This is a genomic window from Dactylosporangium cerinum, assembly GCF_042653625.1.
GTDB classification, from domain to species: Bacteria; Actinomycetota; Actinomycetes; order Mycobacteriales; family Micromonosporaceae; genus Dactylosporangium; species Dactylosporangium cerinum.
The window spans coordinates 67,669-88,519 of the sequence record NZ_JBHSIU010000037.1 but is presented as its reverse complement, the minus strand read 5'-3'; the positions used below and the strand labels follow the sequence as shown (position 1 = coordinate 88,519).

The 20,851-nt window shown below is 72.6% G+C and carries 18 protein-coding genes; 9 read left to right on the top strand and 9 right to left on the bottom strand.

All coding sequences use genetic code 11. The annotated features are described in order from the left end of the window. Positions 1-30 precede the first annotated feature (30 nt). Together ACFPIJ_RS27030 and ACFPIJ_RS27025 are read right to left on the bottom strand one after the other, a co-directional pair. The gene (locus ACFPIJ_RS27030; protein ID WP_380118575.1) at positions 31-606 is read right to left on the bottom strand and encodes a GNAT family N-acetyltransferase; all 576 of its coding nucleotides are present in this window, start codon (positions 604-606) and stop codon (positions 31-33) included. Next, on the bottom strand, positions 606-4,139 hold the full coding sequence (locus tag ACFPIJ_RS27025; RefSeq protein WP_380118573.1) for a cobyrinate a,c-diamide synthase: 3,534 nt from the start codon (positions 4,137-4,139) through the stop codon (positions 606-608). The genes ACFPIJ_RS27030 and ACFPIJ_RS27025 overlap by 1 nt, the downstream gene beginning before the upstream one ends. Positions 4,140-4,235: 96 nt before the next feature. Here ACFPIJ_RS27025 and ACFPIJ_RS27020 point away from each other — a divergent pair, with 96 nt between their 5' ends. After that, the gene (locus ACFPIJ_RS27020; protein WP_380118570.1) at positions 4,236-5,021 is read left to right on the top strand and encodes an SURF1 family cytochrome oxidase biogenesis protein; all 786 of its coding nucleotides are present in this window, start codon (positions 4,236-4,238) and stop codon (positions 5,019-5,021) included. A 181-nt stretch (positions 5,022-5,202) separates the two neighbouring features. On the opposite strand, the gene ACFPIJ_RS27015 is transcribed toward ACFPIJ_RS27020, so the two are convergent. From ACFPIJ_RS27015 to ACFPIJ_RS27000, 4 genes are all read right to left on the bottom strand, one after another. Further along, positions 5,203-6,726 (bottom strand): ATP-dependent DNA ligase, encoded by a 1,524-nt coding sequence (locus ACFPIJ_RS27015; protein WP_380118568.1) that lies wholly within the window; start codon positions 6,724-6,726, stop codon positions 5,203-5,205. A 36-nt stretch (positions 6,727-6,762) separates the two neighbouring features. Beyond that, entirely contained in the window at positions 6,763-6,999 is a 237-nt protein-coding gene (locus tag ACFPIJ_RS27010) for a hypothetical protein (protein WP_203847581.1), read from the bottom strand. A gap of 94 nt (positions 7,000-7,093) precedes the next feature. After that, positions 7,094-8,533, bottom strand: coding sequence for a putative bifunctional diguanylate cyclase/phosphodiesterase (locus ACFPIJ_RS27005; RefSeq protein WP_380118565.1), 1,440 nt, complete (start codon positions 8,531-8,533; stop codon positions 7,094-7,096). A gap of 149 nt (positions 8,534-8,682) precedes the next feature. Further along, positions 8,683-8,901, bottom strand: a complete 219-nt coding sequence (locus ACFPIJ_RS27000) for a DUF7455 domain-containing protein (RefSeq protein ID WP_327008736.1) — start codon at positions 8,899-8,901, stop codon at positions 8,683-8,685. 418 nt (positions 8,902-9,319) lie between these two features. Between ACFPIJ_RS27000 and ACFPIJ_RS26995 the strand changes: the two genes are divergently transcribed. From ACFPIJ_RS26995 to ACFPIJ_RS26975, 5 genes are all read left to right on the top strand, one after another. Continuing rightward, positions 9,320-10,972, top strand: coding sequence for a CBM96 family carbohydrate-binding protein (locus ACFPIJ_RS26995; RefSeq protein WP_380118562.1), 1,653 nt, complete (start codon positions 9,320-9,322; stop codon positions 10,970-10,972). Between the two features lie 378 nt (positions 10,973-11,350). Then, positions 11,351-12,901 (top strand): S8 family peptidase, encoded by a 1,551-nt coding sequence (locus tag ACFPIJ_RS26990; RefSeq protein WP_380118559.1) that lies wholly within the window; start codon positions 11,351-11,353, stop codon positions 12,899-12,901. 133 nt (positions 12,902-13,034) lie between these two features. Then, positions 13,035-13,640 (top strand): SRPBCC family protein, encoded by a 606-nt coding sequence (locus ACFPIJ_RS26985; protein ID WP_380118557.1) that lies wholly within the window; start codon positions 13,035-13,037, stop codon positions 13,638-13,640. A 111-nt stretch (positions 13,641-13,751) separates the two neighbouring features. Beyond that, positions 13,752-14,126: a response regulator transcription factor gene (locus ACFPIJ_RS26980; protein WP_203847576.1), complete on the top strand. Its 375-nt coding sequence runs from the start codon at positions 13,752-13,754 to the stop codon at positions 14,124-14,126. Continuing rightward, positions 14,123-14,467, top strand: a complete 345-nt coding sequence (locus tag ACFPIJ_RS26975) for a hypothetical protein (protein ID WP_380118555.1) — start codon at positions 14,123-14,125, stop codon at positions 14,465-14,467. Before ACFPIJ_RS26980 ends, ACFPIJ_RS26975 begins: the two co-directional genes overlap by 4 nt. A gap of 340 nt (positions 14,468-14,807) precedes the next feature. On the opposite strand, the gene ACFPIJ_RS26970 is transcribed toward ACFPIJ_RS26975, so the two are convergent. The 3 genes from ACFPIJ_RS26970 to ACFPIJ_RS26960 form a co-directional block, all read right to left on the bottom strand. After that, entirely contained in the window at positions 14,808-15,536 is a 729-nt protein-coding gene (locus tag ACFPIJ_RS26970; RefSeq protein ID WP_380118552.1) for a hydrolase, read from the bottom strand. Positions 15,537-15,637: 101 nt separating this feature from the next. Next, entirely contained in the window at positions 15,638-16,348 is a 711-nt protein-coding gene (locus ACFPIJ_RS26965) for a response regulator transcription factor (protein WP_239135998.1), read from the bottom strand. After that, entirely contained in the window at positions 16,345-18,228 is a 1,884-nt protein-coding gene (locus tag ACFPIJ_RS26960) for a sensor histidine kinase (protein WP_380118549.1), read from the bottom strand. Before ACFPIJ_RS26960 ends, ACFPIJ_RS26965 begins: the two co-directional genes overlap by 4 nt. Before the next feature lie 161 nt (positions 18,229-18,389). Between ACFPIJ_RS26960 and ACFPIJ_RS26955 the strand changes: the two genes are divergently transcribed. From ACFPIJ_RS26955 to ACFPIJ_RS26945, 3 genes are read left to right on the top strand one after another with little or no spacing between them, the layout of a single operon-like run. Then, the gene (locus ACFPIJ_RS26955) at positions 18,390-19,121 is read left to right on the top strand and encodes a sensor histidine kinase (protein ID WP_380118546.1); all 732 of its coding nucleotides are present in this window, start codon (positions 18,390-18,392) and stop codon (positions 19,119-19,121) included. A gap of 36 nt (positions 19,122-19,157) precedes the next feature. After that, positions 19,158-19,556, top strand: a complete 399-nt coding sequence (locus tag ACFPIJ_RS26950; protein ID WP_380118543.1) for a DUF3224 domain-containing protein — start codon at positions 19,158-19,160, stop codon at positions 19,554-19,556. A 31-nt stretch (positions 19,557-19,587) separates the two neighbouring features. Beyond that, positions 19,588-20,820, top strand: a complete 1,233-nt coding sequence (locus tag ACFPIJ_RS26945; RefSeq protein ID WP_380118542.1) for a GAF domain-containing sensor histidine kinase — start codon at positions 19,588-19,590, stop codon at positions 20,818-20,820. The last annotated feature ends 31 nt before the right edge of the window (positions 20,821-20,851 follow it).

Here is a 20,851-nt window from a genome sequence, read left to right as displayed (position 1 = left end):
GTGACCTCGACCCGCGGGGCACCGGCGCGGTCAGCGGATGTCGGCGGGGACCAGCGACCAGCTCTCCAGGTCGACCCGGCCGCTGTGCAGGGAACCGGCGTTGCGCATCAGGCCCTCGTAGGTGAACCCTGCCTTCTCCGCCACCCGCCGCGACGCCACGTTGCCGGGTGCGACCCGCAGCTCGATCCGCTGGAACCGGTGCTCCAGCAGCAGCGACAGCGCCAGGACGTCGACCGCCTCGGGGGCGACACCGTAGCCGCGGGCGTCGGCGGCCACCGCGTAGGCGATCTCCGTCGACCGGTTCAGCCAGTCGGTGTTCTTCGTCCAGAGGCAGCCGACGAGCCGCTCGTCCTCGCGCCGCACGACACCGTAGTGGTCGCCGGCACCGCTGTCGCGCCGCTCCACGGCCAGCTCCGTGCACCACGAATAGCCGTCGAACTCGCTGTTGTCGTCCTGCGCGATCGGCAGCCACCGACGCACGAGACGGTCCGCGAAGATCTCACCGACCCGCTTGTCGTCGTCGGCGCACAACGGCCGCACCGACAACCTGGGCGTCTGGACCGACAGCGAGGGGAAGCGGCGCAACGCCACCGACCAGGTCGACACTAGGCGGCCTCCGTCGCCCCGCCGGCGGGCGGCCCCGACGTGGGCGGCCCGTCCGCGGCATCCCCGCCACGCCCTGCCTCGCCGGTCGTGCCCTCCCCGGGCCTCGAATGCCCGGACCTCGGCTCCCCGGAGGCGGCGCCCCGCACCGGCTCGCCGGTCATGGCGCCACGCGCCGCGGTGCCGGAGTCCGGCGGCGCCGAGACGGGGCTGTGGTCGGCGGCGCCGAGCGGGTCGTGGCCCTGGGCCGGAAGCTGCAGGTACGCGGTCGGCGCCTCGTCGGACGCGACCAGGTCGGACCCGGCGGCGGGGATCACCGTCATCCCGGCCGGCGCCGCCGAGACGGGCGCCGCGACGGTCGGCATCGGGGCCGACGAGACCGGGACCGCGGACGACGTCGCCGGCGCACTCGACCACTGGTGCCCGCTCTGCCCGCTCAACGGCGGCGTCGACACCGGCACAGCGGACGACGTCGCCGCCGGCGCCCCGGACCCTTCCGCGGGCCGATACCCGGAGGCACCGGTCCCTGATCCGGGATCGGACCCACCGGTGGTCTCGGCACCGGTCACGGCGGCTCCGGACACGGGAGCGACAGCGCCGCCGGAGCTCGCCGCACCCCCCGGTGGCCTGGTGGTGGGCGGCGAGGTCGGGGACTGGGTGGACACAGGCGGAGCGGAGACGGTCGTCGGCACAACCCCAGACGATGGCAGTCCGGAGGCCGGCGTGGGCGGGTTCGGGGTGGAAGGCACCCTAACGCTCGCCTCAACAGTCGCGGTGGACGGCCCAACCCCGGGCGCCACCGCAGTGCCCGACCCCGTCGGCTGGGTGCCGGAACTCGCTGCGTGGCTGGCGGACGCCAGTGCGACACCGGCCCGGCTGGTGGGACCGAACGGGCTCGACGCGATCCCGTCGAGGTCGTCGTCGCCGCTGGTGCCGGCCGTCGGGCCCGCCGAAGCGCTGGACGAGATGCCCGACGAGGCGCCGGGCGAGATGCCCGACGACGTTGCGGGTGAGATGCCGGACGAGGTTGCGGGTGATGGTGCGCCTGAGGTCGCCGCCGTCTGGATGACGGCGGTCGGCGCCTCCTCGCTCCCCGACCCGGTTGCCGCCGGGCGGTCCGCCCGGGCGCCCGTGGCGGCGTCTGCCGACGCGCCGGCGAGCGACCGTGTCGGAGCCAGCGGGCGACCGCTGGGCGCCGTTGCGGCAGGCGGGCGGGGGCCGGCGGGTGCGTGCGCCGGGGCGCCCGCGGCCGGGCCCGGCGCGGCGTACGCCGACGGAGCCGGCACCGGGCCGGCCGGACCGGTCGAGCTGGCGGAGACACCGGACGACGAGTAGCCGGACGACGAGTAGGTGGACGACACCGGCGCCGACGGCGGGTAGGGAGACGGCGCCGACGACTGGTACGTGGACGGCGCGGGCGACTGGTACGTGGACGGCGCGGGCGACGGGTAGCCGGACGGTGCCGACACCGGCGCGGGGGACGAATAGGTGGACGGGGCCGACACCGGCGTCACGGCGCCCGGGCCCACGACCGGGGCGGGCGGCGAATAGGTCGTCGGCGCCGAGGCGACGAACCCGCCCGGAGCCGAGACCGGGCCGGGGACCGACACCGGGCTGGCAGCCGGGACGCCGCCGGGCGCGGCGAAAGCGGCCGGGGCAGCCGGCGCGGACGCCAGACCCGCGAAAGCGGCCGGGGCCGAGCCCGGAGCAGCCGGAGCCGATGCCAGACCCGCACCGGAAGCAGCCGACGCCGACACCGAGGCCGAACCGGGAGCAGCCGGAGCCGATGCCAGACCCGCAGCGGAAGCAGCCGGGACCGACACCGGGGCCGAACCGGGAGCAGCCGGAGCGGACGCCAGACCCGCAGCGGAAGCAGCCGGAGCCGACACCGGGGCCGAACCGGGAGCGGCCGGAGCCGACACCGGGGCCGCGCCGGAAGCGGCCGGGTCGATCGGCCCGCGCGCCGGGTCGGGCACGGTCGGGCCGGGCGCGCCGGCCTTCGACAGGTTGGCGGCGGCGGGAGCGCCAGCCGCGGTGGCCGCGGCCGGGAACTGCAGCGTCGAGCCGCTGCCCGACGGGGCCTGGGTGGCCGGGACCACGGACGGGCGACCGTAGGGGTGGGCGCTGGGCGTCGTCCACTGGCCCTGGGCCGGAGCTGCAGCGGCGCCGGTGGCGGCCACGAACCGGGAGGCGATGGACGGCGTGCCGGCCCAGTGCAGGCCGAGGTAGGAGGCGTGGACGCCGCGGTGCACGAAGCCCTCCGCCGGGCCGCCGGCCCAGGTCCAGGCGGCCTGCAGGCCGGCCCGGGGGCTGATCGTGGTGCGGTGCATCTTGTGCCCGACGACCTGGGCGCCGACGGGCAGCAGGACGGAGGAGCTGCGGGCGGTGGCCTCGCGGTAGCCGAGGACGACGAGGTCGGTCTCGCGGGCGGAGGCGTCCACGACGCCACACATGGGGCGGCCGTTGAAGTCGCGGCAGAGCCAGACCAGGCCGGTGCCCTCGGCGGCGATGGGCTTGCCGGCGGCGGCGTGCGCGGCGACGGCGGCGCGGAGGCGGCTGTTGAAGCCCAGCTCCTCCGCGTAGGACTCGGGCAGGGCGCCGCCGACGACCAGGGCGTCGGCGCCGTCGGGGAGGAACTCGTCGCGCAGCGGGTCGAACGGGACGACCTCGGCGCCGGCGGCGGTGAGCAGCTCGGCGGTCTCCGGATAGGAGAAGGCGACGCCGATGATGGGGCGGCGGCCGATGCGGGCGACGGCCGGCTCGGCGGTGCGCGCGGCGGCGACCTCCTCGGCGGCGCTCCACGGGTCGGAGGTGAGCCTGGGCGCGGAGCGGGCCAGGGCCATGGTCCGGTCGATGTCGACGGCGCCGGCGATGACCTCGCCGAGGCGCCGGACGGCGCGGACCGCGTCGAGGTTGTGGTGCACGACGGGGGCGACACCGTGGTGCCGGGACGGCAGTGGCGCGCCGGCGTCGCCGATGTCGGTGAGGGCGTGGCGGCGCAGGGCGCCGAGCACGGGCACGCCGATGTCGTCGAGGGCCTCGCGGAGCAGCTGCTCGTGCCGGGAGGAGGCGACCCGGTTGAGGATGACGCCGCCGAGCCAGAGCAGCTCGTCATAGGCGCGGAAGCCGTGCACGAGCGCGGCGACGGACTGCCCCATGGCGCCGACGTCCACGACGAGGACCACCGGCGCGCGCAGCAGCCCGGAGATCTGGGCGGTCGACTCGCTGTCGGTGCGGCCCGCGAGCCCGTCGAACAGGCCCATCGTGCCCTCGACCACGGCGATGTCCAGCGAGCCGGCGCCGTGGGCGAACAGCGGGCCGATCCGCTTGGCGCCGATCATGCGCGGGTCGAGGTTGCGCCCCGGGCGGCCGGCGGCCAGGCCCAGGTAGGCGGCGTCGACGTGGTCGGGGCCGATCTTGAACCCGGCGGCCCGGTAACCCCGGGCCGACAGCGCGGACAACAGACCTACGGAGACGGCAGTCTTGCCGTGACCGGAGGATGGCGCGCTGATCACCAGCCTCGGGATCGTGCTCATGATGCTCCTCTGGCGCTGGGGCAAACGTGTGTCCCGGACGATACCGGGTGGGCGCCACAGCAACTGTCCGGAACGCACCGGATACCGTGCTTGGTTGTGTACCGGTTTCTCGCGTCGCCCCGGTGGCTCGGTTACGCCGCGCTGACCGTCGCCGCGGCGACCGTGATGGTGCTTCTGGGCTTCTGGCAGCTGGATCGCTATCACCAACGGGCGTCGATCAACGCCCGGATCACGGCGGGGACGTCGGCCACGCCGGTGCCGCTGACCGGCGTGGTGCCGCACCCCGGCGGCGCGCCCGGCACGGTCGGCGCGGCGCCCGGCGGTCACACGGAGTGGCTGCGGGTGCAGGTCGTCGGCCGCTTCGACGCCTCCCGCGAGATTCTCGTGCGGGGGCGGACGGTGGAGGGCCGGGTCGGCTTCGAGGTGCTGACCCCGCTGGTCCTCGCCGACGGCACCGCGGTGCTGGTCGACCGGGGCTGGGTGGCGCCGGCCGAGGGCGGTGCGCTCGCGATGCCCACCGTGCCGGTCGCGCCCGACGGTGAACAGACCGTGCTCGGGCGGCTGCGGCCGGCGGAGAGCCGCGGCGGCCCGCCGAAGGAGGTCAACGGCCGCCTGGAGATCCGCCGGATCACGCCGTCGGCGATCGCGCCGGCCATGCCCTATGCCATCTACGACGCCTACGTCAGCATCGACCAGCCGGCGCCGGGCCTGACGGCGGTCGCGCCGGAGAAGCAGAACGCGCTGCAGAACGCGGGCTACGTGCTGCAGTGGTGGCTGCTGGCCGCGCTGACCCTCTACGGCTTCGGCTACCTGGCCCGCCGCGAGGCCCGCGGCCCGGAACCGGAAGACCTCCTGGACGAATTCCACGACACCCCCGCCTGAGCCGACGACCCTCCCCCCGGCGACCCAGCAGAACGCGCCACGGAACGCCGGTGGCTGCTCGCCACGCCGACCCGCTACGGCTTCGCCTACCCGGCCCGCCGCGAGGCCCGCGGCCCCGAGCCGGAAGACCCCCTGGACGAATTCCACGACACCCCCGCCTGAGCCGATCGAGCCGGACCCGTCACGCACCGGCCGCGGGCGGCGTGTGGATGGCCCGCACGGCGTCGATCGTGTCGGCCTCGTCGGCGCGCTTGTCCTCCCGGTAGCGCAGGACGCGGGCGAAGCGCAGCGCGACGCCGCCGGGATAGCGCGGTGAGGTCTGCACCCCGTCGAACGCGATCTCGACGACCAGCTCGGGCCGGACCTTGACGACCCACTCGGACTCCTCGACGGCGAGACCCCGCAGCCGCTCGGTCTGCCAGCGCAGCATCTCGTCGGTCATGCCCTTGAACGTCTTGCCGAGCATCACGAAGTCGCCGGTCCGCGGGTCGCGGGCGCCGAGGTGCAGGTTGGACAGCAGGCCCTTGCGCCGGCCGTGCCCCCACTCGACGGCGAGGACGATGAGGTCGAGCGTGTGCCGGGGCTTGACCTTGACCCAGGCGGCGCCGCGGCGGCCGACGTCATAGGGCGCTGCGGCGGACTTGACCACGAGGCCCTCGTGCCCGGCGGCGACCGCGGCCGCGAACACCCGCTCGGCGTCCTCCGCCGTGTCGAGCATGACGCGCTCGACCCGCAGCGCGGCCGGCACGGCCCGTTCGAGGGCCGCCCACCGCACCGACGCCGGCTCGTCGAGCAGGTCGACGCCGTCGAGGTGCAGGATGTCGAAGAAGAACGGCTGGAGCACGGCGGTGCCGTCGCGGCGCGCCGCCCGGCTCGACGTCTCCTGGAACGGCACGGCCCGGCCGGTGTCGTCGACGCCGACAGCCTCGCCGTCGAGCACCACGGAGGACACGGCGAGGCCGCGGACCGCCTCCACGACCACGGGCACGCGGGCGGTGAGGTCGTCGAGGCTGCGGCTGAACACGGCGATCTGCTCGCCGGCCCGGTGCACCTGGATCCGCACCCCGTCGATCTTGGTGTCGGCGGCCGCCGGGGCGCCGGTGTCGGCCAGGGCGTCGGTCGCGGTCGCGGCGCTCTGCGCGAGCATCGGGGCGAGCGGGCGGCCGACGGTGAGCCGGTAGGCGTCCAGGGCTTCGGCGCCGGCGGTCAGCGCGTCGACGGCGACGATCTTCAGGTCGCCGGCGAGCAGCAGCGCCCGGCGGATGGCCGCGATGGGGACGCCGGAGGCGCGGGCGACGGCGTCGACCAGCAGGCCGGCCTGGGCGCCCTGCCGCAGCTCGCCGCTGAGCAGGCCGACGAGGAAGTGGCGCTCGGCCTCGGTGGCGGCGCCGAAGAGGGCGGCGACCCGCTCCCGGCGGGCGGCCTGCGAGCCCTTGCCGGCCAGCTGGGCCATCGCCGCGAAGGCCTCGTCGACGTCGGTCACCGACAGCGAGGCGGTCCCGGCGGGCGGTGGCAGCTCCCGCAGCGACGCATAGCCGACACCGGTCTGGCGCTGGCGCAGCTCACCGGACAGGTAGGAGGCCCCGGGCGAAACCTCAGCGGGCTCCAGCTTCCGCAGTGCCTCGGCGAGTAGGTCGATCTTGGCGTTGCGCCCCGAGGTCCGCGCGACAGCGGCGGAGACGGAGGCCAGCTCGACGAATCTCATACCCCGGATTCTCACCCAGGGGTACGACAGAAACCCTCAGGCGGCGTACGCCAGCCGCACGACCCCCAGCACCCAACCCATCCGGTTGACCGCGGTGTCGGGGTGCTCACCGAACTCGTGGGCCACCAGCGCGGCGCATCCCCGCGGCCCGTGCCGGCGGACGCTGCGCATCACGGCCGTGCGGATGTGCTCGGGGCTCATGGGATCGGAGGACTGCACGTCGGAGACGAACAGCGCTTCGGCCCGGACGTGTTCCAGGAGTTGCGGCGTCATCTTGTACCCCCTTCGGCGTCCTCCAATCACACGCTCCCGCGGGTGTACCGCTGTGTCCGCCAGGTTGCGGACAGGGTGACAGCACACAGACAAATCAACTGAACAGCGCGCCCGCGGGGACCGGCCGGGAGTACAGGTAGCCCTGCGCGTACTGGCACCCGAGCGTTCGAAGGGCGGTCGCCTGCGCGGCCGTCTCGACCCCCTCGGCCACCGTGTGCAGCGCCAGCCCTTCCGCCAGCTGCAGGATGACGCGCATCAGGGTGGAGTCGACGCCGGACGCGGTGAACGTCCGGTCGATCTTGAGGATGTCGACCGGGAGGTGTACGAGGTACGCCAGCGACGAGTAGCCGGTGCCGAAGTCGTCCACGGCGATGCGCACCCCCCGGTCCCGCAGCCGGCCGAGGCGTGCGGTGCGTTCGGCGTCGTCGACCAGGACGGACTCGGTGAGCTCGAGGACCAGCGCGGCGGGCGGCAGGCCGGTCTCCTCGAGGACGGCGAGGACCCGCTCGACGAAGTCCTGCTCGCGCAGCTGGTGCCCGGAGACGTTGACGGTGACGGCGACGCCGTCGCGCTCGTGCCAGGCGCGCGCGTCGGTGCAGGCCTGCCGCAGCACCCACCAGCCGAGCGGCACGATCAGCCCGGTGGCCTCGGCGACCGGGATGAACGCCAGCGGCGGCACCCCGGCGGCCGGCCAGCGCAGCAGCGCCTCGACCGCGGTGATCCGGCCGTCGGCGAGGCGCACGACCGGCTGGTAGTGCAGCTCGAACTCGTCCTCGTCGAGGGCCCGGCGCAGGCCGGCGGCCAGCTCGCGGTGGCGGGCCGCGGCGGCGCGCAGGTCCGGGTCGAACCGGACGATCCTGTCCTTGCCGGCGTGTTTCGCCGCATCGAGGGCGAGGTCCGCGTCGCGCAGCACATCGGTGGAGCTGCGCTGGTCGCCGACCGCGACGAGACCGGCGCTGCCGGTGAGGTGCACCTGCCGACCGGCCACGGGGTACGAGGGCCGCAACTGCGCGAGGGCGTCCTCAACCGCATGGTCGGCGCCGCGCCAGACGACCGCGAACTCGTCGTCGCCGAGCCGGGCCAGGACGTCGGCGTCCGGCAGCGCCGCCCGCAGCCGCCGCGACACCTGCACCAGCAGTTCGTCGCCGGCCGCGTGGCCGAGCGTGTCGTTGACGTCCTTGAAGCCGTCGAGGTCGAGCAGCGCGACCGTCACGCCGGGGGTGACGCCGGTGAGCACCTGGTCGAGCCGCTCGGTGAGCTGTCGCCGGTTCGCCAGCCCGGTCACCGGGTCCCGGCCGGCGCGCTGCCGCAGCTCCCGCTCGAGCCCCTTGGTGCGCGCCGAGGCGCTGGCGAGGGAGCGCTTGAGCCGGTCGGAGCGGTGCCGCACCAGGAGCACGGCCGCACCGGCCGCACCGAGGGCGACGAGCATCGCGAAGCCGGACAGCGCCCGATCCAGCATCGCCGGCACCGCCGCCGAGAATGCCACCAGAAAGACGCCGGCGACGGCAAGGGCCACGAAAGGCCGGCCCGCCATCGGGACAGGGCGGGGATGGGGACTCGGCTTGCGCTGCACGCTCAGATGCTAGCTATCACATATGCGATTTTTCTGCAGCTAACGGACAACACGCACGCACGCAAAAGGCGGGCCCCCACCGGAGGAGGCCCGCCCAGGTCTGCGAGTGGTCAGCCGCGCCAGTCGAAGCCCGCCTCGACCACGATCTTGTCCGCGGTGGCGGCGATCCGGTCGGCGTACTTGTTGGTGTGGTGGCCACAGAACGACAGGTCACCGGCGGCGCCGAACGTCACTCGAGCCTTGGCGGCGGCACCGCAGCTGTCGCAGCGCTCCCCCGTCAGCTCGGGGACGACGTGAACGGCCGGGCGCGAGATCAGCATCGGGGTCATCTCAGTCTCCTCGAGTCGAAGCGGTCAGCTGCGAAATGAAATGTGGCATTTACTCGGTGTTGCTCCTTACCCACCTAACAATACGTTCGCCTGATTTGAGCGACTAGTTCGGACGCGTTGGCATTTGGTCACTGCCGGGTTGCCGACTCTGGCCGTTCGTCTGATGCATGACTCGTGCGCGTCACATACCCCCACGGCAACTTCTCGACACCATCCGCCCGGCCACCTGCTCATGAGCGCGGTACACGCTCTGTCAGTCCACTGTGGACAGCACGGCCGGAGGGCGGGCACCCGAACGGCAACGCACGGCGAACCAGGGGTGTAACCCGGGTTGCCGAATCTTGTGGAGGTCCGGATGACAACGCCGGACGGCACCACCGCTGCACGGGATTCGCCATCCACGGAAGGGCCCACATAGATGATTCGCCGCCACACCCGCACATTGATGCCGCTCGCCGCCCTCGCCATTGGTGCCGCCGCCGGCACCGTGACCTTCTCCGGCACCGCCGGCGCCGAGACCACCGACATCGTCCGCACCGGTGCGAGTGAGGACGGCTACAGCTCCAGCAGCCGCCCGACGTACACCTTCGGCACGTCGAACACCCTGGTGGCGGGCCGCTCCGGCAGCGACACGATGGTCACCTACCTGAAGTTCACGGTCCCCTCCCCCGGCACCGGGGTGACCGTCAAGAGCGCCCAGGTCGTCCTGACCCGCGAGAGCAGGACCCTGCCGAACGCGCTGACGATCAGCAAGGTCGCCGACATGGCGTGGACCGAGAAGGCCCTCTCCGCGAAGAACGACCCGGCCGTCGGCGCGGCCGTCAGCACCGCCAGGCCGAAGAGCGGCGCGGCCGCGGTCTCCTTCGACGTCAGCCCGGTCGTCAAGGGCGCCGGGACCTACACGTTCGCGGTGACCTCCCGGGTCGCGAACAGCCCGGCCCGCTTCAGGTCGGCCGAGGCCACCACCGGCCAGCCCGCCCTGACCCTCACCGTGACCCGCCCGGCCGCCACCAAGCCGCCGGCGACGAAGCCCCCGACGACGACACCCCCGGCGACGAAGCCCCCGACGACCACGCCCCCCGCGACGAAGCCGGTCGAGGCCACGCCCACCCCGACCAGGCCGGCCGAGTGCAAGGTCGACGCGAAGCTCGTGCCGTCCTGCGGCGTGCTGTGGGGCGCCGCCGCCGGTGGCTTCTCCGACGTGCCCCGCGACGAGGCGCTGAAGACCTTCGAGCAGAAGACCGGCCGGACGTCGACGATCTACCACACGTACCACAAGGGTGACGAGCTCTTCCCGACCAAGGACGAGATCGCCATGAGCAGCGACCCGGCCAGCCCGCGCACCCTGATGCTGAACTGGAAGGTCGGCTACGGCACGAAGTGGGCCAACGTCGCCAAGGGCGACCAGGACGCGCGCATCGACCGCCTCTCCACGTACATCAAGACCAACTACGGCACCAGGAAGTTCTTCATGGTCCTGCACCACGAGCCGGAGAACGACGTCAACGCCACCGCCGGCTCCGGCATGACCGCCAAGGACTACGCCGCGATGTTCCGCCACACCGCGCTGCGCATGAAGGCCAACGGTGTCACCAACGCCGTCTTCGTCGTCGCGTACATGAACTACGAGAAGTGGAACAACACGTCCTGGTGGGGCGACCTGTACCCCGGCGACGACGTGGTGGACTGGGTCGGCGTGGACACGTACAACAACGCACAGCCGGGCGGCTTCCACTACGGCGACTTCAACTACCTGATGAACCGCACCAACGACAAGGCGAAGTTCCCCGGCTGGTACACCTGGGCCACCACCAACCACCCCAGCAAGCCGATCATGGTCGCTGAGTGGGGCGTCTACGACTCGTCGGCGACGGTCGTGGGCAAGAACAAGGCCGACGTGTACGCCACCGTCCTGCCGCAGCTGGCGAAGATGCCGCAGATCAAGGGCCTGGTCTACTTCGAGACCGCGAAGGACCAGAACGGCCACGACATCCGCATGGACGACACCCCGGAGGCCCTCGCCGGCTTCAAGAAGATCGCCGCCGACCCGTGCTTCAACGTGAAGCTCTGACCCCATCGCACGGCAAAGCCCGCCCGGACGACGTCCGGGCGGGCTTTGCGCTGTCCGGGCGCGCAACCGGGCACAGCCCGGTCGGAGCCGAGGTCCGACCGGTCAGCGTCGGCCGGTCGGCGCAGCCCCGTCGGAGGCAAGGTCCGACCGGTCGGTGTCGGCCGGTCGGCGGGGAAGGAAGGGCCGCCGGAGGCGCGGACCGGCCGGCGGGGCGTCGCGGCCGGAAGCTCCGGAACGCGCGCAACTTCCCTGCACCTGCACGGGTCCCGGGGGCGCCACCGGCGGCCCGCAATCTTATTTCTGCAAGGCAATGACGGAGAAAATGAAAGCAAGGGATGTAGACATATGCTGAACCGCCGCGTTCTCACCGTTCTGGCCATGACCGCCGCCGCTGCCGGCTCCTTCACCTTCGCCTCCGCCGCTTCGGCCGCCCCCGCCATGGGCACCGTCCTCGGCGCCGGCGAGGACGGGGCGCTCAAGGACCGCTACATCGTGGTCCTGAAGGACGGCTCGACGACGACCTCCGACGCCCTCGCGGGCAAGGTCGGCGGCTCGGTGAGCACCCGGTTCGACAGCACGGTCAAGGGCTTCTCCGGTTCGATGAGCTCCACCGCCGCGCGCCGCCTCGCCGCCGACCCGGCCGTCAAGTACGTCGAGCAGGACCGCATCGTCCAGGTCGAGGCCACCACGCAGACGAGCGCGACCTGGGGCCTGGACCGCATCGACCAGCAGGCGCTGCCGCTGAACGGGACCTACACATACGGGCCGGCCAGCAACGTCACGGCGTACATCATCGACACCGGCCTGCGGGCGACCCACTCGGAGTTCGGCGGGCGGGCGCGGTCCGGCTACGACTTCGTCGACAAGGACGCGGACTCGACCGATTGCCAGGGCCACGGCACGCACGTCGCCGGCACCGTCGGTGGCGCCACCTACGGCGTGGCCAAGGACGTCAAGCTGGTCGGCGTCCGGGTGCTGGACTGCCAGGGCAGCGGCTCCTACTCGCAGATCATCGCCGGCGTCGACTGGGTGACGAAGAACGCCGTCAAGCCCGCCGTGGCGAACATGAGCCTGGGCGGCTCGGCCGGCTCCACCCTCGACGAGGCGGTCAAGAAGTCGATCGCGTCCGGCGTCACCTACGCGGTCGCCGGCGGCAACGACTCCGCCAACGCCTGCACCAAGTCCCCGGCCCGCCTGCCCGAGGCGATCACGGTCGGCGCGACGGACAGCAAGGACGCCCGCGCCAGCTTCTCCAACTTCGGCTCCTGCCTGGACCTCTTCGCCCCCGGCGTGAACATCCTGTCCAGCGCGAACAGCAGCAACACCGGCACGCAGAAGATGAGCGGCACCTCGATGGCCACCCCGCACGTCGCCGGCGCGGCCGCGCTCTACCTGGCCGGTCACCCGACCGCCACCCCGGCGCAGGTCCGTGACGCGCTGGTCAACAGCGCCATCAGCAACGTCGTGACGGGTGCCGGCAGCGGCTCGCCGAACAAGCTGCTCTACACCGCCGGCCTGATCTCCGCCCCAGCGCCGACCAACCCGACCACCCCGACCACGCCCGCCCCGACCACGCCGGCCGCCTGCGCCGCGGGCACCAACGGTGCCGACATGTTCATCGCCGACCGCGCCACCGTCTCCAGCAAGGTCACCATCGCCAACTGCGCCGGCACGGGTGCCAAGGCCGCGACCGTCAAGGTTGCCGTGAAGCACGCCGACCGCGGCGACCTGCGCATCGACCTGATCGCCCCGGACGGCACCGCGTACAAGCTGAAGAGCTCGATCTCCGGTGACGATGTCGCCAACCTCAACGCCACCTACGTCGTCGACCTGTCCAGCGAGACCCGCAACGGCGTGTGGACCCTGAAGGTCACGGACGTCTTCGCCGGCGACACGGGCACGCTCGACACCTGGACCCTGACCGTCTGAACCCACCTCCCCGGTGACTGATGGCCCCCGCGATCTCGCGGGGGCCATCAGCGTTGCAGAAACCGCGAATCGGTCTCAACTAGGGCGTACCCGTCGGTACCGTGTTGGGCATCCGAGAGCAAGGGGGACCACCATGAGCACCGCACGAGAGTCCATCGAGGTGGCCGTCCCGGCCGGGGTCGCGTACGAGCAGCTCACCCACTTCGAGAACTACCCCCAGTTCATGTCCGGCGTGATGAGCATGGCGCCGATCGACGCCTCGACCGCGCACATGGTGCTGGACATCGGCGGCAACCGGGCCGAGTTCGACGCCAGGATCACCGAGACCCGCCCCGGCGAGTTCCTGTGCTGGGAGGCCCTCGACGGCCCGCAGGTCAGCGAGGCGCTGCGGCTGGAGCCGATGGCGGACGGGATGACCAGGGTCATCGCGGAACTGCAGATCGACGCCCGGGAGCTGATGCCGACCGAGCAGCACGCCGTCGAGGTGCTCAACCGGCGGCTCAAGGCCGACCTGAAGGGCTTCAAGCGGTTCTGCGAGGAGGCCGCGACGAAGACGGCCGTCAACCGGCCGGTGACCGCGACGCCGGCGACGATCGCGCGGGGCATCGCCTCGGCCTCCGGCCTCACCCACGCCACCAACGAGCGGCCGCCGCAGGGCCCGCCGGCAACCGGCAACCTCGGGCCGATGCAGCACGCGCTGAACCGCGACGCGGCCCGCACCAAGCAGACGCGGTTCTGAGTCTCACGCCTTCGGGGCGCCGGCCATCGGCCGGCGCCCTTCTGGATCACCGACATTCCGGCTAAATGCCACATATCATGAAATTCTCAACGCCGAGGGGAGCGAGGGCCCATGACCGCGATCCTGGTCGCCGACGACGACATGGACATCAGGGACCTCGTCGCGTTCAAGCTCGAACAGGCCGGCTACGACGTCGTCGCCGTCGACAACGGGCTCGCCGCGCTCACCGAGGCGACCCAGAACCCGCCGGACCTCGTGGTGCTGGACGTCATGATGCCCGGCATGTCCGGCATCGACGTGTGCCGCCAGCTCCGGCAGGACGCCGGGACCAAGGCGCTGCCGATCATCCTGCTCACCGCGCGCGCCCAGGAGGGCGACGTCGAGGTCGGCTTCGGCGCCGGCGCCGACGACTACATCGTCAAGCCCTTCAGCCCCCGGGAGCTGGTGAGCCGCGTCGAGGCCGTGCTGGCGCGGATGCGAACGTGACGCTCGCCGGCGCCGCCATCGTGGCGCTGGCGGTCCTGCTCGTCGCGGCCCTCGTCTTCGGCGGCCTCATCGTCGGCGGCCGGACCGTGCGCCGCGCCCGCGAGGCCCGTCGCGCCAGGCTCGCCAAGCCCGCCCGCCAGCTGCTGCTCGCGATCGCCGCCGGCGACGACGACCCGGAGCAGGTCGAGGCCCTCGTCCGGCTCTCCGACGAGGTCTGGCAGGCGGTGGAGCCCAACGCGATCGCCCTGCTCGGCAAGGTCCGCGGCGAGGCGCACACCACGCTCGTCGACGTGTTCGAGCGCCGCGGCGCCGCCTGGCGCGCCCGCAGCCGGCTGCCGTAGGTGAAGCGGAACCCCTCACTCGCCGCCCGCAGGCCGGCGAAGGACCCGGGGACGTCCTCGAACCAGATGTCGGTGGACACGAAGACCCTGCGGTCGTGCTCGTCCGGCAGGCACAGATGGCCGGCGTTCCAGCCGGTGGCGGCGCAGACCGCCTGGATCACGGGCAGTCCGGCGTCGGCGATGTGGTCGGCCTCGTTCGCGATCCGGGTCGCCTCCTGTAACAGGGAGACGAGGACGAGTTCGCGATCCTTCGACACATCTTCGATCCTAAAGTCGGACCCGCCGTGATCAGCCCGTTTCGGGCGGATCACGGCGGGTTCATGACTTCGGCGGGACGGTTTCAGGCAGTGGCGGGTGAGCGGTGCAGCGCCGCGGCGATCTCACGGACGTAGCGGTAGTAGCCGACCTCGCTCGCGCGGACACCGTCGCTCACCGCGACCAGCCGCACGCCGCCCTCGACGCACGCCTGGACGAACCGCAGCCCGGGCAGCCGGTGCCGCTCGCTGACCTCGACGACGGTGCCGTTGGCCCGGCACGCCTCGACCAGCTCCGCAATCGCCGAGTCCGGCACCGCGGCCTCGTCGATCCCGGCCCGCGCCAGGAAGTCCAGGGGGCGGGCCAGGCGGGTCGGCGCGTAGCGGGAGACCCGCTCCACGGCGAGCCCGGTCACGGTGACGACCTGGTCGATCACGTCCAGGGCGCGCATCGTGCCGTTGTCGATGAGGCCCCGCACGGCGTCGGGGCTGAGCAGCCCGGCGGGCAGCGGCAGACGGTTGAGGCCGACGGAGATGACCTCCAGGCCGTTGAGGTCGGACGGGAACGCCAGCCAGCCGTCGATGCCGATCGCCTCGACCTCGACGCCGCGGCGCAGGACCAGGTCGGTGCGCTGCTGGGCGCGCTGGATGGAGGACAGGTACGGCGACAGCCAGCTCGTGTCGGGTCCCACGCGGTCGGCGAACGTCACCTCGGTCAGTCCGGCCTGCTCGGCGCTGGCCACGAGGACGCTGACGCTGTCCCGGCCGGAGGAGAAGGCGGTGTGGACGTGGCCGTCGACGAGCTGGTCGATCATGTGGGCTCTCTTCCTGGCGGGGCTGGCTGCTCTTTCCATGTATCAGGTTGCCGGGCCCGGGTCCCCCGCCCCGGTCCCGGCCAGTTGCGCTTGGGTTGACGTCACTCGCCGGCCCGGTCCAGCACGGGGCGGCGGTACCGGTACCCGAAGCCGCGCACCGACTCGATCGGCGAGGCGTCCGGGTCGGTCCAGCCGAGCTTGCGCCGCAGCCGCAGCACCGCGAACTTGACCCGCTCCGGGCCGATGCCGGTCGGGTCGTCCCAGGCCTGGGCGAGCAGCTGGTTCGGCGACAGCACCGCACCGGCGTGCCGGACGAGCACGTTGAGCAGCCGGAACTCCGTCGGCGTGAGCCGCACCTCCTCGCCGGCCACGAACGTGCGACGGGCGGCCGGGTCGATGCGCAGGACGCCGTCGTCGTACACCTCGTCGGCCCACGACGCGGGTCCGGCGCTGCGCCGCAGCAGCGCCTCCACCCTGGCCACGAGCTCGGCGTTGGTGAACGGCTTGGTGAGGTAGTCGTCGGCGCCGCCGCGCAACCCGCGCACCTTGTCCGACTCCTGCCCGTGCGCGGTCAGCAGCAGCACCGGGACATCACTGACGTCCCGCAGCCGCTCCAGGACCTGCCAGCCGTCCATGCCGGGCAGGCCGATGTCGAGGATGACGAGCTCCGGACGCTCCGTGTAGGCGTCCCGGAGTCCGGTCCTGCCGTCCTTGGCGTGTGCGACCTGGTGTCCGGCCCGCGTCAGCAAAAGGCGCAGAGCCATGGCGATATCCGGATCGTCCTCGACGACGAGAAGTCGGCTCACGATCATCCCCCATTTCGTGCTGGTCGCGAAGGCAACGACAGCGTGACCGTCGTGCCGACCCCTTCGGTGCTGGCGACGCTGATGCCGCCGCCGTGCAGTTCGACGATGGCCCGGCTCACCACGAGCCCGAGCCCGGTGCCGGGCATGACCTGCCGCCCGACGGCCGCGGCGACGTTGGAGCCGCGGAAAAATGCGCTGAAGAGCCTGGGCAGGTCGGCGGCGGGTATGCCGACCCCGGAATCCGCCACGGCGATCGTCCATCCGTCGTCGGCGGGCCCGGCCCGCACGGTGACCTGGCCGCCGCTGGGCGTGAACTTGACCGCGTTGCTCACCAGGTTGTCCACCACCTGGTGCACCCGGGTGTCGTCGCAGATCAGCTCGGGGCCGTCGGCGCATTCGAGCACCAGGTGGAGGCCCGCGGCGAGGGCCACCGGGGTCCGCTCGGCGACGGCGACCGCGAGCAGCTCGGGCAGGCGGGTCGGCACCGGTTTGAGGTGCAGGGTGCGGGCCTCGAGCCGGGACAGCAGCAGCAGGTCCTCGATCAGGCGCAGCAGCCGGTTGGCGTTGCGGTCGATCACGTCGAGGTAGGTGCGCTGGTCCTCGGACAGGTCTCCGGTGGCGGCGTCGCCGAGCAGGTGCGCGAACGCGACGACCGAGGACAGCGGGCCGCGCAGCTCGTGCGAGACGGTGGCGACGAACTCGTTGTTCAGCGCGGTCGCCTCGATCAGCGCCTGGTTGCGCTCCTCCAGGCCCCGGCTACGCTCCTCGAGACCGCGGCTGCGTTCCTCCAGGCCGTGACGGATCGCCACCCTGGCCGTGACGTCGCGGATGTGCACGAGCGTGCCGGAGTCCGACTCACCGGGGCCGGCCACCGGGACCAGGTCGAGCTCCAGGACCCGGCCGTCGTCGAACGGGATCTCCTCGCCGACGATCGCGCTGCGCAGCCGGAACGCCTCGCGCAACCGCTCGACGCGGGTGGAGTCGGCGCCGAGGCGTTCGATCGCGCGGCCGATGACCGCGGCCCAGTCCAGCGGGTCGTCCTCGGTCACGTGGCTGCGCGAGGTGTCGGATCCGGCCAGGCCCGTGTCCAGGAGCCGGTGCGCCGCCAGGTTGGCCAGGCCGACCCGGCCCCGCTCGTCGAGGAGCAGCAGCCCGTCGCCCATCGTCTCGACGAGCCGGGCGAGGCGTTGCTGCTCGACGAGCACGGTCCGCTCGGTCTCGCGCTGACGGGTCACGTCGATGCCGAAGAAGACGACCGCGCCGACCTGGGCGTCGTCGACGAAGCTGCGGGCGGCGACCTCCACGGTGCGCCACCGCCCGGCCGCGGTGCACAGCCGCAGGTCGACGGTGCCGGTCGGGTGCCGGCCGGTGCAGCAGGTGAGAAACATGGCGACGGCCGCGGGCCGGTCGTCGGGGTGGATCAGGTCGATCAGGCGGTAGTCGGGGGGTCTGTGCCGGTCGTACCCGAGCACGGTGTCGAACGAGTCGGACAACGCGCTCCAGCCGCGGGCCGGATCGACGGTCAGGATCATCGCCCGCGCGCCGGTGGTGATCGCCCACGCGAGCGGCGAGCCGAGCATCGGCGGTGGCGCCACCGCCCGGCAGGGCTGGACCAGGGCCCGGTCGGCCGCGGCAGCGATCTCCGCGGCGGCGGCGCGCAGCTCGGTGCGGGCCGGTGCGGCGCTGAACTCGACGCGCAGTTCCTGCCCCCACTGCGCGGGGCCCACCGGGAGCCGTTCGAGGAGGTCGAGCTCGCCGACGACGGGCGTCAGCGCGGAGACGATCTCGGCGGAGCGGACCCCAGAGAAGCCCCGGAACTGCGCGACGAGGCGCTGCGCGTCCACCACGGTGGTCGCGTTCGCGGCACGAACCACCAGGTCGACCACGGCACCCTCGATCAGGCCCGTGTCAACCAGACGGTCGGTCTCTCCACGCAAAGCTCTCCTCGGCCGGCAGCCATTCGCGACATTTGCCGCTTACTGTTGGTACACACATATCCTACGCAATGTAATGACATGTCCTGTAACGTTTCCGGAGGACCGAGGGGGTGCTCATCACTGACGACACCGCCACCGAAACCACCGCATCAGCCGACGCGGCAGTGACCGCCGCTGGCGGGCGGGGCATGACCGAGCTGCGGACCGAGTTCATCCGGGTGGCCGCGCACGAACTGCGGACCCCGTTGACGTCGATCATCACGTTCGCGAACATGCTCGACGCCCCGGACGACGTCCTCACGCTCGACCCGGGCGACCGGCACGCCGCGCTGACCGCCATCAGACGCAACGCCGAGCGCATGCAGCTCACCGTCGCCGACCTCATGCTGCTGGCCGAGCTGGAGGCCGCCGAGGCCCCGCTCGACGCGGTGCGGGTCGACCTGCGCCCGCTGCTCAACGAGGTCACCGGCGGGCTGGCCGTGGCGCTGCACGTGCCGGACGCCGCGTACCTCTTCGGCGACGAGCCGCTGCTGCGGCAGCTGCTGCGCACCGCCGTCGACGTCGCGGGCATGGTGAACGACGCGGACCGCCCGATCACCGTGACGGCCTCCCGGGATGCCGGGGTCTGGACGGTGCGGGTGGTCGCCACGGTCGCCGGCCCGCTGAGCCCGGAACGCCTGCTGTCACTGCGGATCCCGCACCCGGACCACCCGGGCGAGCACCGCACCGGCGCGCTCGCCCTGATGCTGGGCCGGGAGATCGCCGCCCGGCACGGCGGCGGCATGCTCACGTCGGTGGAGCAGCGCGGCGTCACCGTGAGCATCACGCTGCCGCATTCCTGACGCGAACTGTCAGGATCATGCGGCAGGCTGTGGCGCATGGGAATCAAGGCCGTCGCGCCGTTCAGTATCGAAGGCTGGGAAGAGGACGTGTACGACGAGCGCCCCGGCGCCCGCCTGTCCCGCACCAGGATCACCAAGACCTTCACCGGTGACTTCATCGGCACCAGCGAGGCCGAGACCCTGATGTGCGGCGCCGCGGTCGAGGGGTCCGCGGCGTACGTGGGCTTCGAGCGGTTCCTCGGCAGCCTGCACGGCCGCGCCGGCACCTTCGTGCTGCACCACACCGCGTCCGGCTCCGGCGGGCAGCGCGGCGGCTCCTGGACGATCGTGCCCGACACCGGCACCGACGATCTCACCGGCATCAGCGGCGCCGGCGAGATCGTGATCGCCGAGGACGGCGCACACACCCTGGTGCTGGCGTACGAACTGGGCTGACCAGCAACTTTCGGCGCCTATCGTCGGCACCATGACCAGCACGACGACGCGCGCCTACCCGGTCCCGATCGACGAGCAGGAACGGCTGCGATCCCTCGCGGACTTCGGCATCATCGGGGCTCCCCCACTGCCGGACCTGCCGTCGGTCGTCGAGCTCGCCGCCTACATCTGCGGTGTACCGAACGCGGTCGTCAACATCATCTCCGCGGACCAGCAGCACCAGATGGCCGCGTACGGCTTCGAGGCCGGGGTCTGCGCCCGCGAGGACTCGATGTGCGCGATCAGCATCGTCGAGCCGGAGACCGTCGTCGTGCCCGACGCGACCCTCGACGCCCGCTTCGCCCGCAACCCGTTCGTCACCGGCGAGATCGACGACGTGCGCTTCTACGCCTCCGCGCACCTGCGCGACCGGGACGGCCACGTGCTGGGCTCCCTGTGCGTCTTCGACCAGAAACCGCACGACCTCACCCCGCAGCAGCGCGAAGGCCTCGACAAGCTGGCCCGCATGGTCATGGACGTGATGGACCTGCACCGGCACGGCCAGCTGCTGGAGCGGGCCCTCGACCAGGTCCAGCGCACCACCCGCGAGCTGCAGCGCTCCAACGCCTCGCTGCAGCACTTCGCCGGCCAGGTCAGCCACGACCTGAAGAACCCGCTCACCGGCGTCCTGGGCTTCGTGGCCCTGCTCGCCGACACCGACGCGGTCATGGCCGACCCGACCGCGAAGCGCTGCATCGACCGGGCCCTGTCCTCCGCGACCCGCATGTGGCGCATGATCGAGGACGTTCTGTCGCACGCGTCGCTCGGTGGACGCCCGTCCTTCGCCCCGGTCGACCTCGGCGCCGTCGTCCACCAGGTCGTCGACGACGTCACCGCGGCAATCTCGGCCGCCCAGGCGACAGTGGACATCGGTCCCCTGCCTATGGCGTACGGCGACCCCACCCAACTGCGCGTCCTCGTCCAGAACATGGTCAGCAACTCGCTGAAGTTCCGTGACCGCGGCCGCGACTGCCACATCGCGATCACGGGCACGGAGACCCCCGACGGCTGGACCATCGCCATCGCCGACAACGGCGTCGGCATCCCCGCCGAGGACCGCCCCCGCGTCCTGGAGATGTTCACCCGGCTGCGCACCGACGTCGAGGGCTCCGGCATCGGCCTGGCCACCTGCCAGCGCATCGTGGAGGCCCACGAGGCCACCCTCGTCATCGACGAGACCCCTGGCGGCGGCACCACCATGCGCGTCACCCTGCCCCGCCCCTGACTTTCTCCCTGCGTGTTCCCGCGGCGCTCCT

Excerpts from the sequence above, each read along its gene's own strand:
- ACFPIJ_RS27025 (WP_380118573.1), bottom strand. The coding sequence starts at position 4,139 with ATGAGCACGATCCCGAGGCTGGTGATCAGCGCGCCATCCTCCGGTCAC.
- ACFPIJ_RS27015 (WP_380118568.1), bottom strand. The coding sequence starts at position 6,726 with ATGAGATTCGTCGAGCTGGCCTCCGTCTCCGCCGCTGTCGCGCGGACC.
- ACFPIJ_RS27010 (WP_203847581.1), bottom strand. The coding sequence starts at position 6,999 with ATGACGCCGCAACTCCTGGAACACGTCCGGGCCGAAGCGCTGTTCGTC.
- ACFPIJ_RS27005 (WP_380118565.1), bottom strand. The coding sequence starts at position 8,533 with ATGGCGGGCCGGCCTTTCGTGGCCCTTGCCGTCGCCGGCGTCTTTCTG.
- ACFPIJ_RS27000 (WP_327008736.1), bottom strand. The coding sequence starts at position 8,901 with ATGACCCCGATGCTGATCTCGCGCCCGGCCGTTCACGTCGTCCCCGAG.
- ACFPIJ_RS26995 (WP_380118562.1), top strand. The coding sequence starts at position 9,320 with ATGATTCGCCGCCACACCCGCACATTGATGCCGCTCGCCGCCCTCGCC.
- ACFPIJ_RS26990 (WP_380118559.1), top strand. The coding sequence starts at position 11,351 with ATGACCGCCGCCGCTGCCGGCTCCTTCACCTTCGCCTCCGCCGCTTCG.
- ACFPIJ_RS26985 (WP_380118557.1), top strand. The coding sequence starts at position 13,035 with ATGAGCACCGCACGAGAGTCCATCGAGGTGGCCGTCCCGGCCGGGGTC.
- ACFPIJ_RS26980 (WP_203847576.1), top strand. The coding sequence starts at position 13,752 with ATGACCGCGATCCTGGTCGCCGACGACGACATGGACATCAGGGACCTC.
- ACFPIJ_RS26970 (WP_380118552.1), bottom strand. The coding sequence starts at position 15,536 with ATGATCGACCAGCTCGTCGACGGCCACGTCCACACCGCCTTCTCCTCC.
- ACFPIJ_RS26965 (WP_239135998.1), bottom strand. The coding sequence starts at position 16,348 with ATGATCGTGAGCCGACTTCTCGTCGTCGAGGACGATCCGGATATCGCC.
- ACFPIJ_RS26950 (WP_380118543.1), top strand. The coding sequence starts at position 19,158 with ATGGGAATCAAGGCCGTCGCGCCGTTCAGTATCGAAGGCTGGGAAGAG.
- ACFPIJ_RS26945 (WP_380118542.1), top strand. The coding sequence starts at position 19,588 with ATGACCAGCACGACGACGCGCGCCTACCCGGTCCCGATCGACGAGCAG.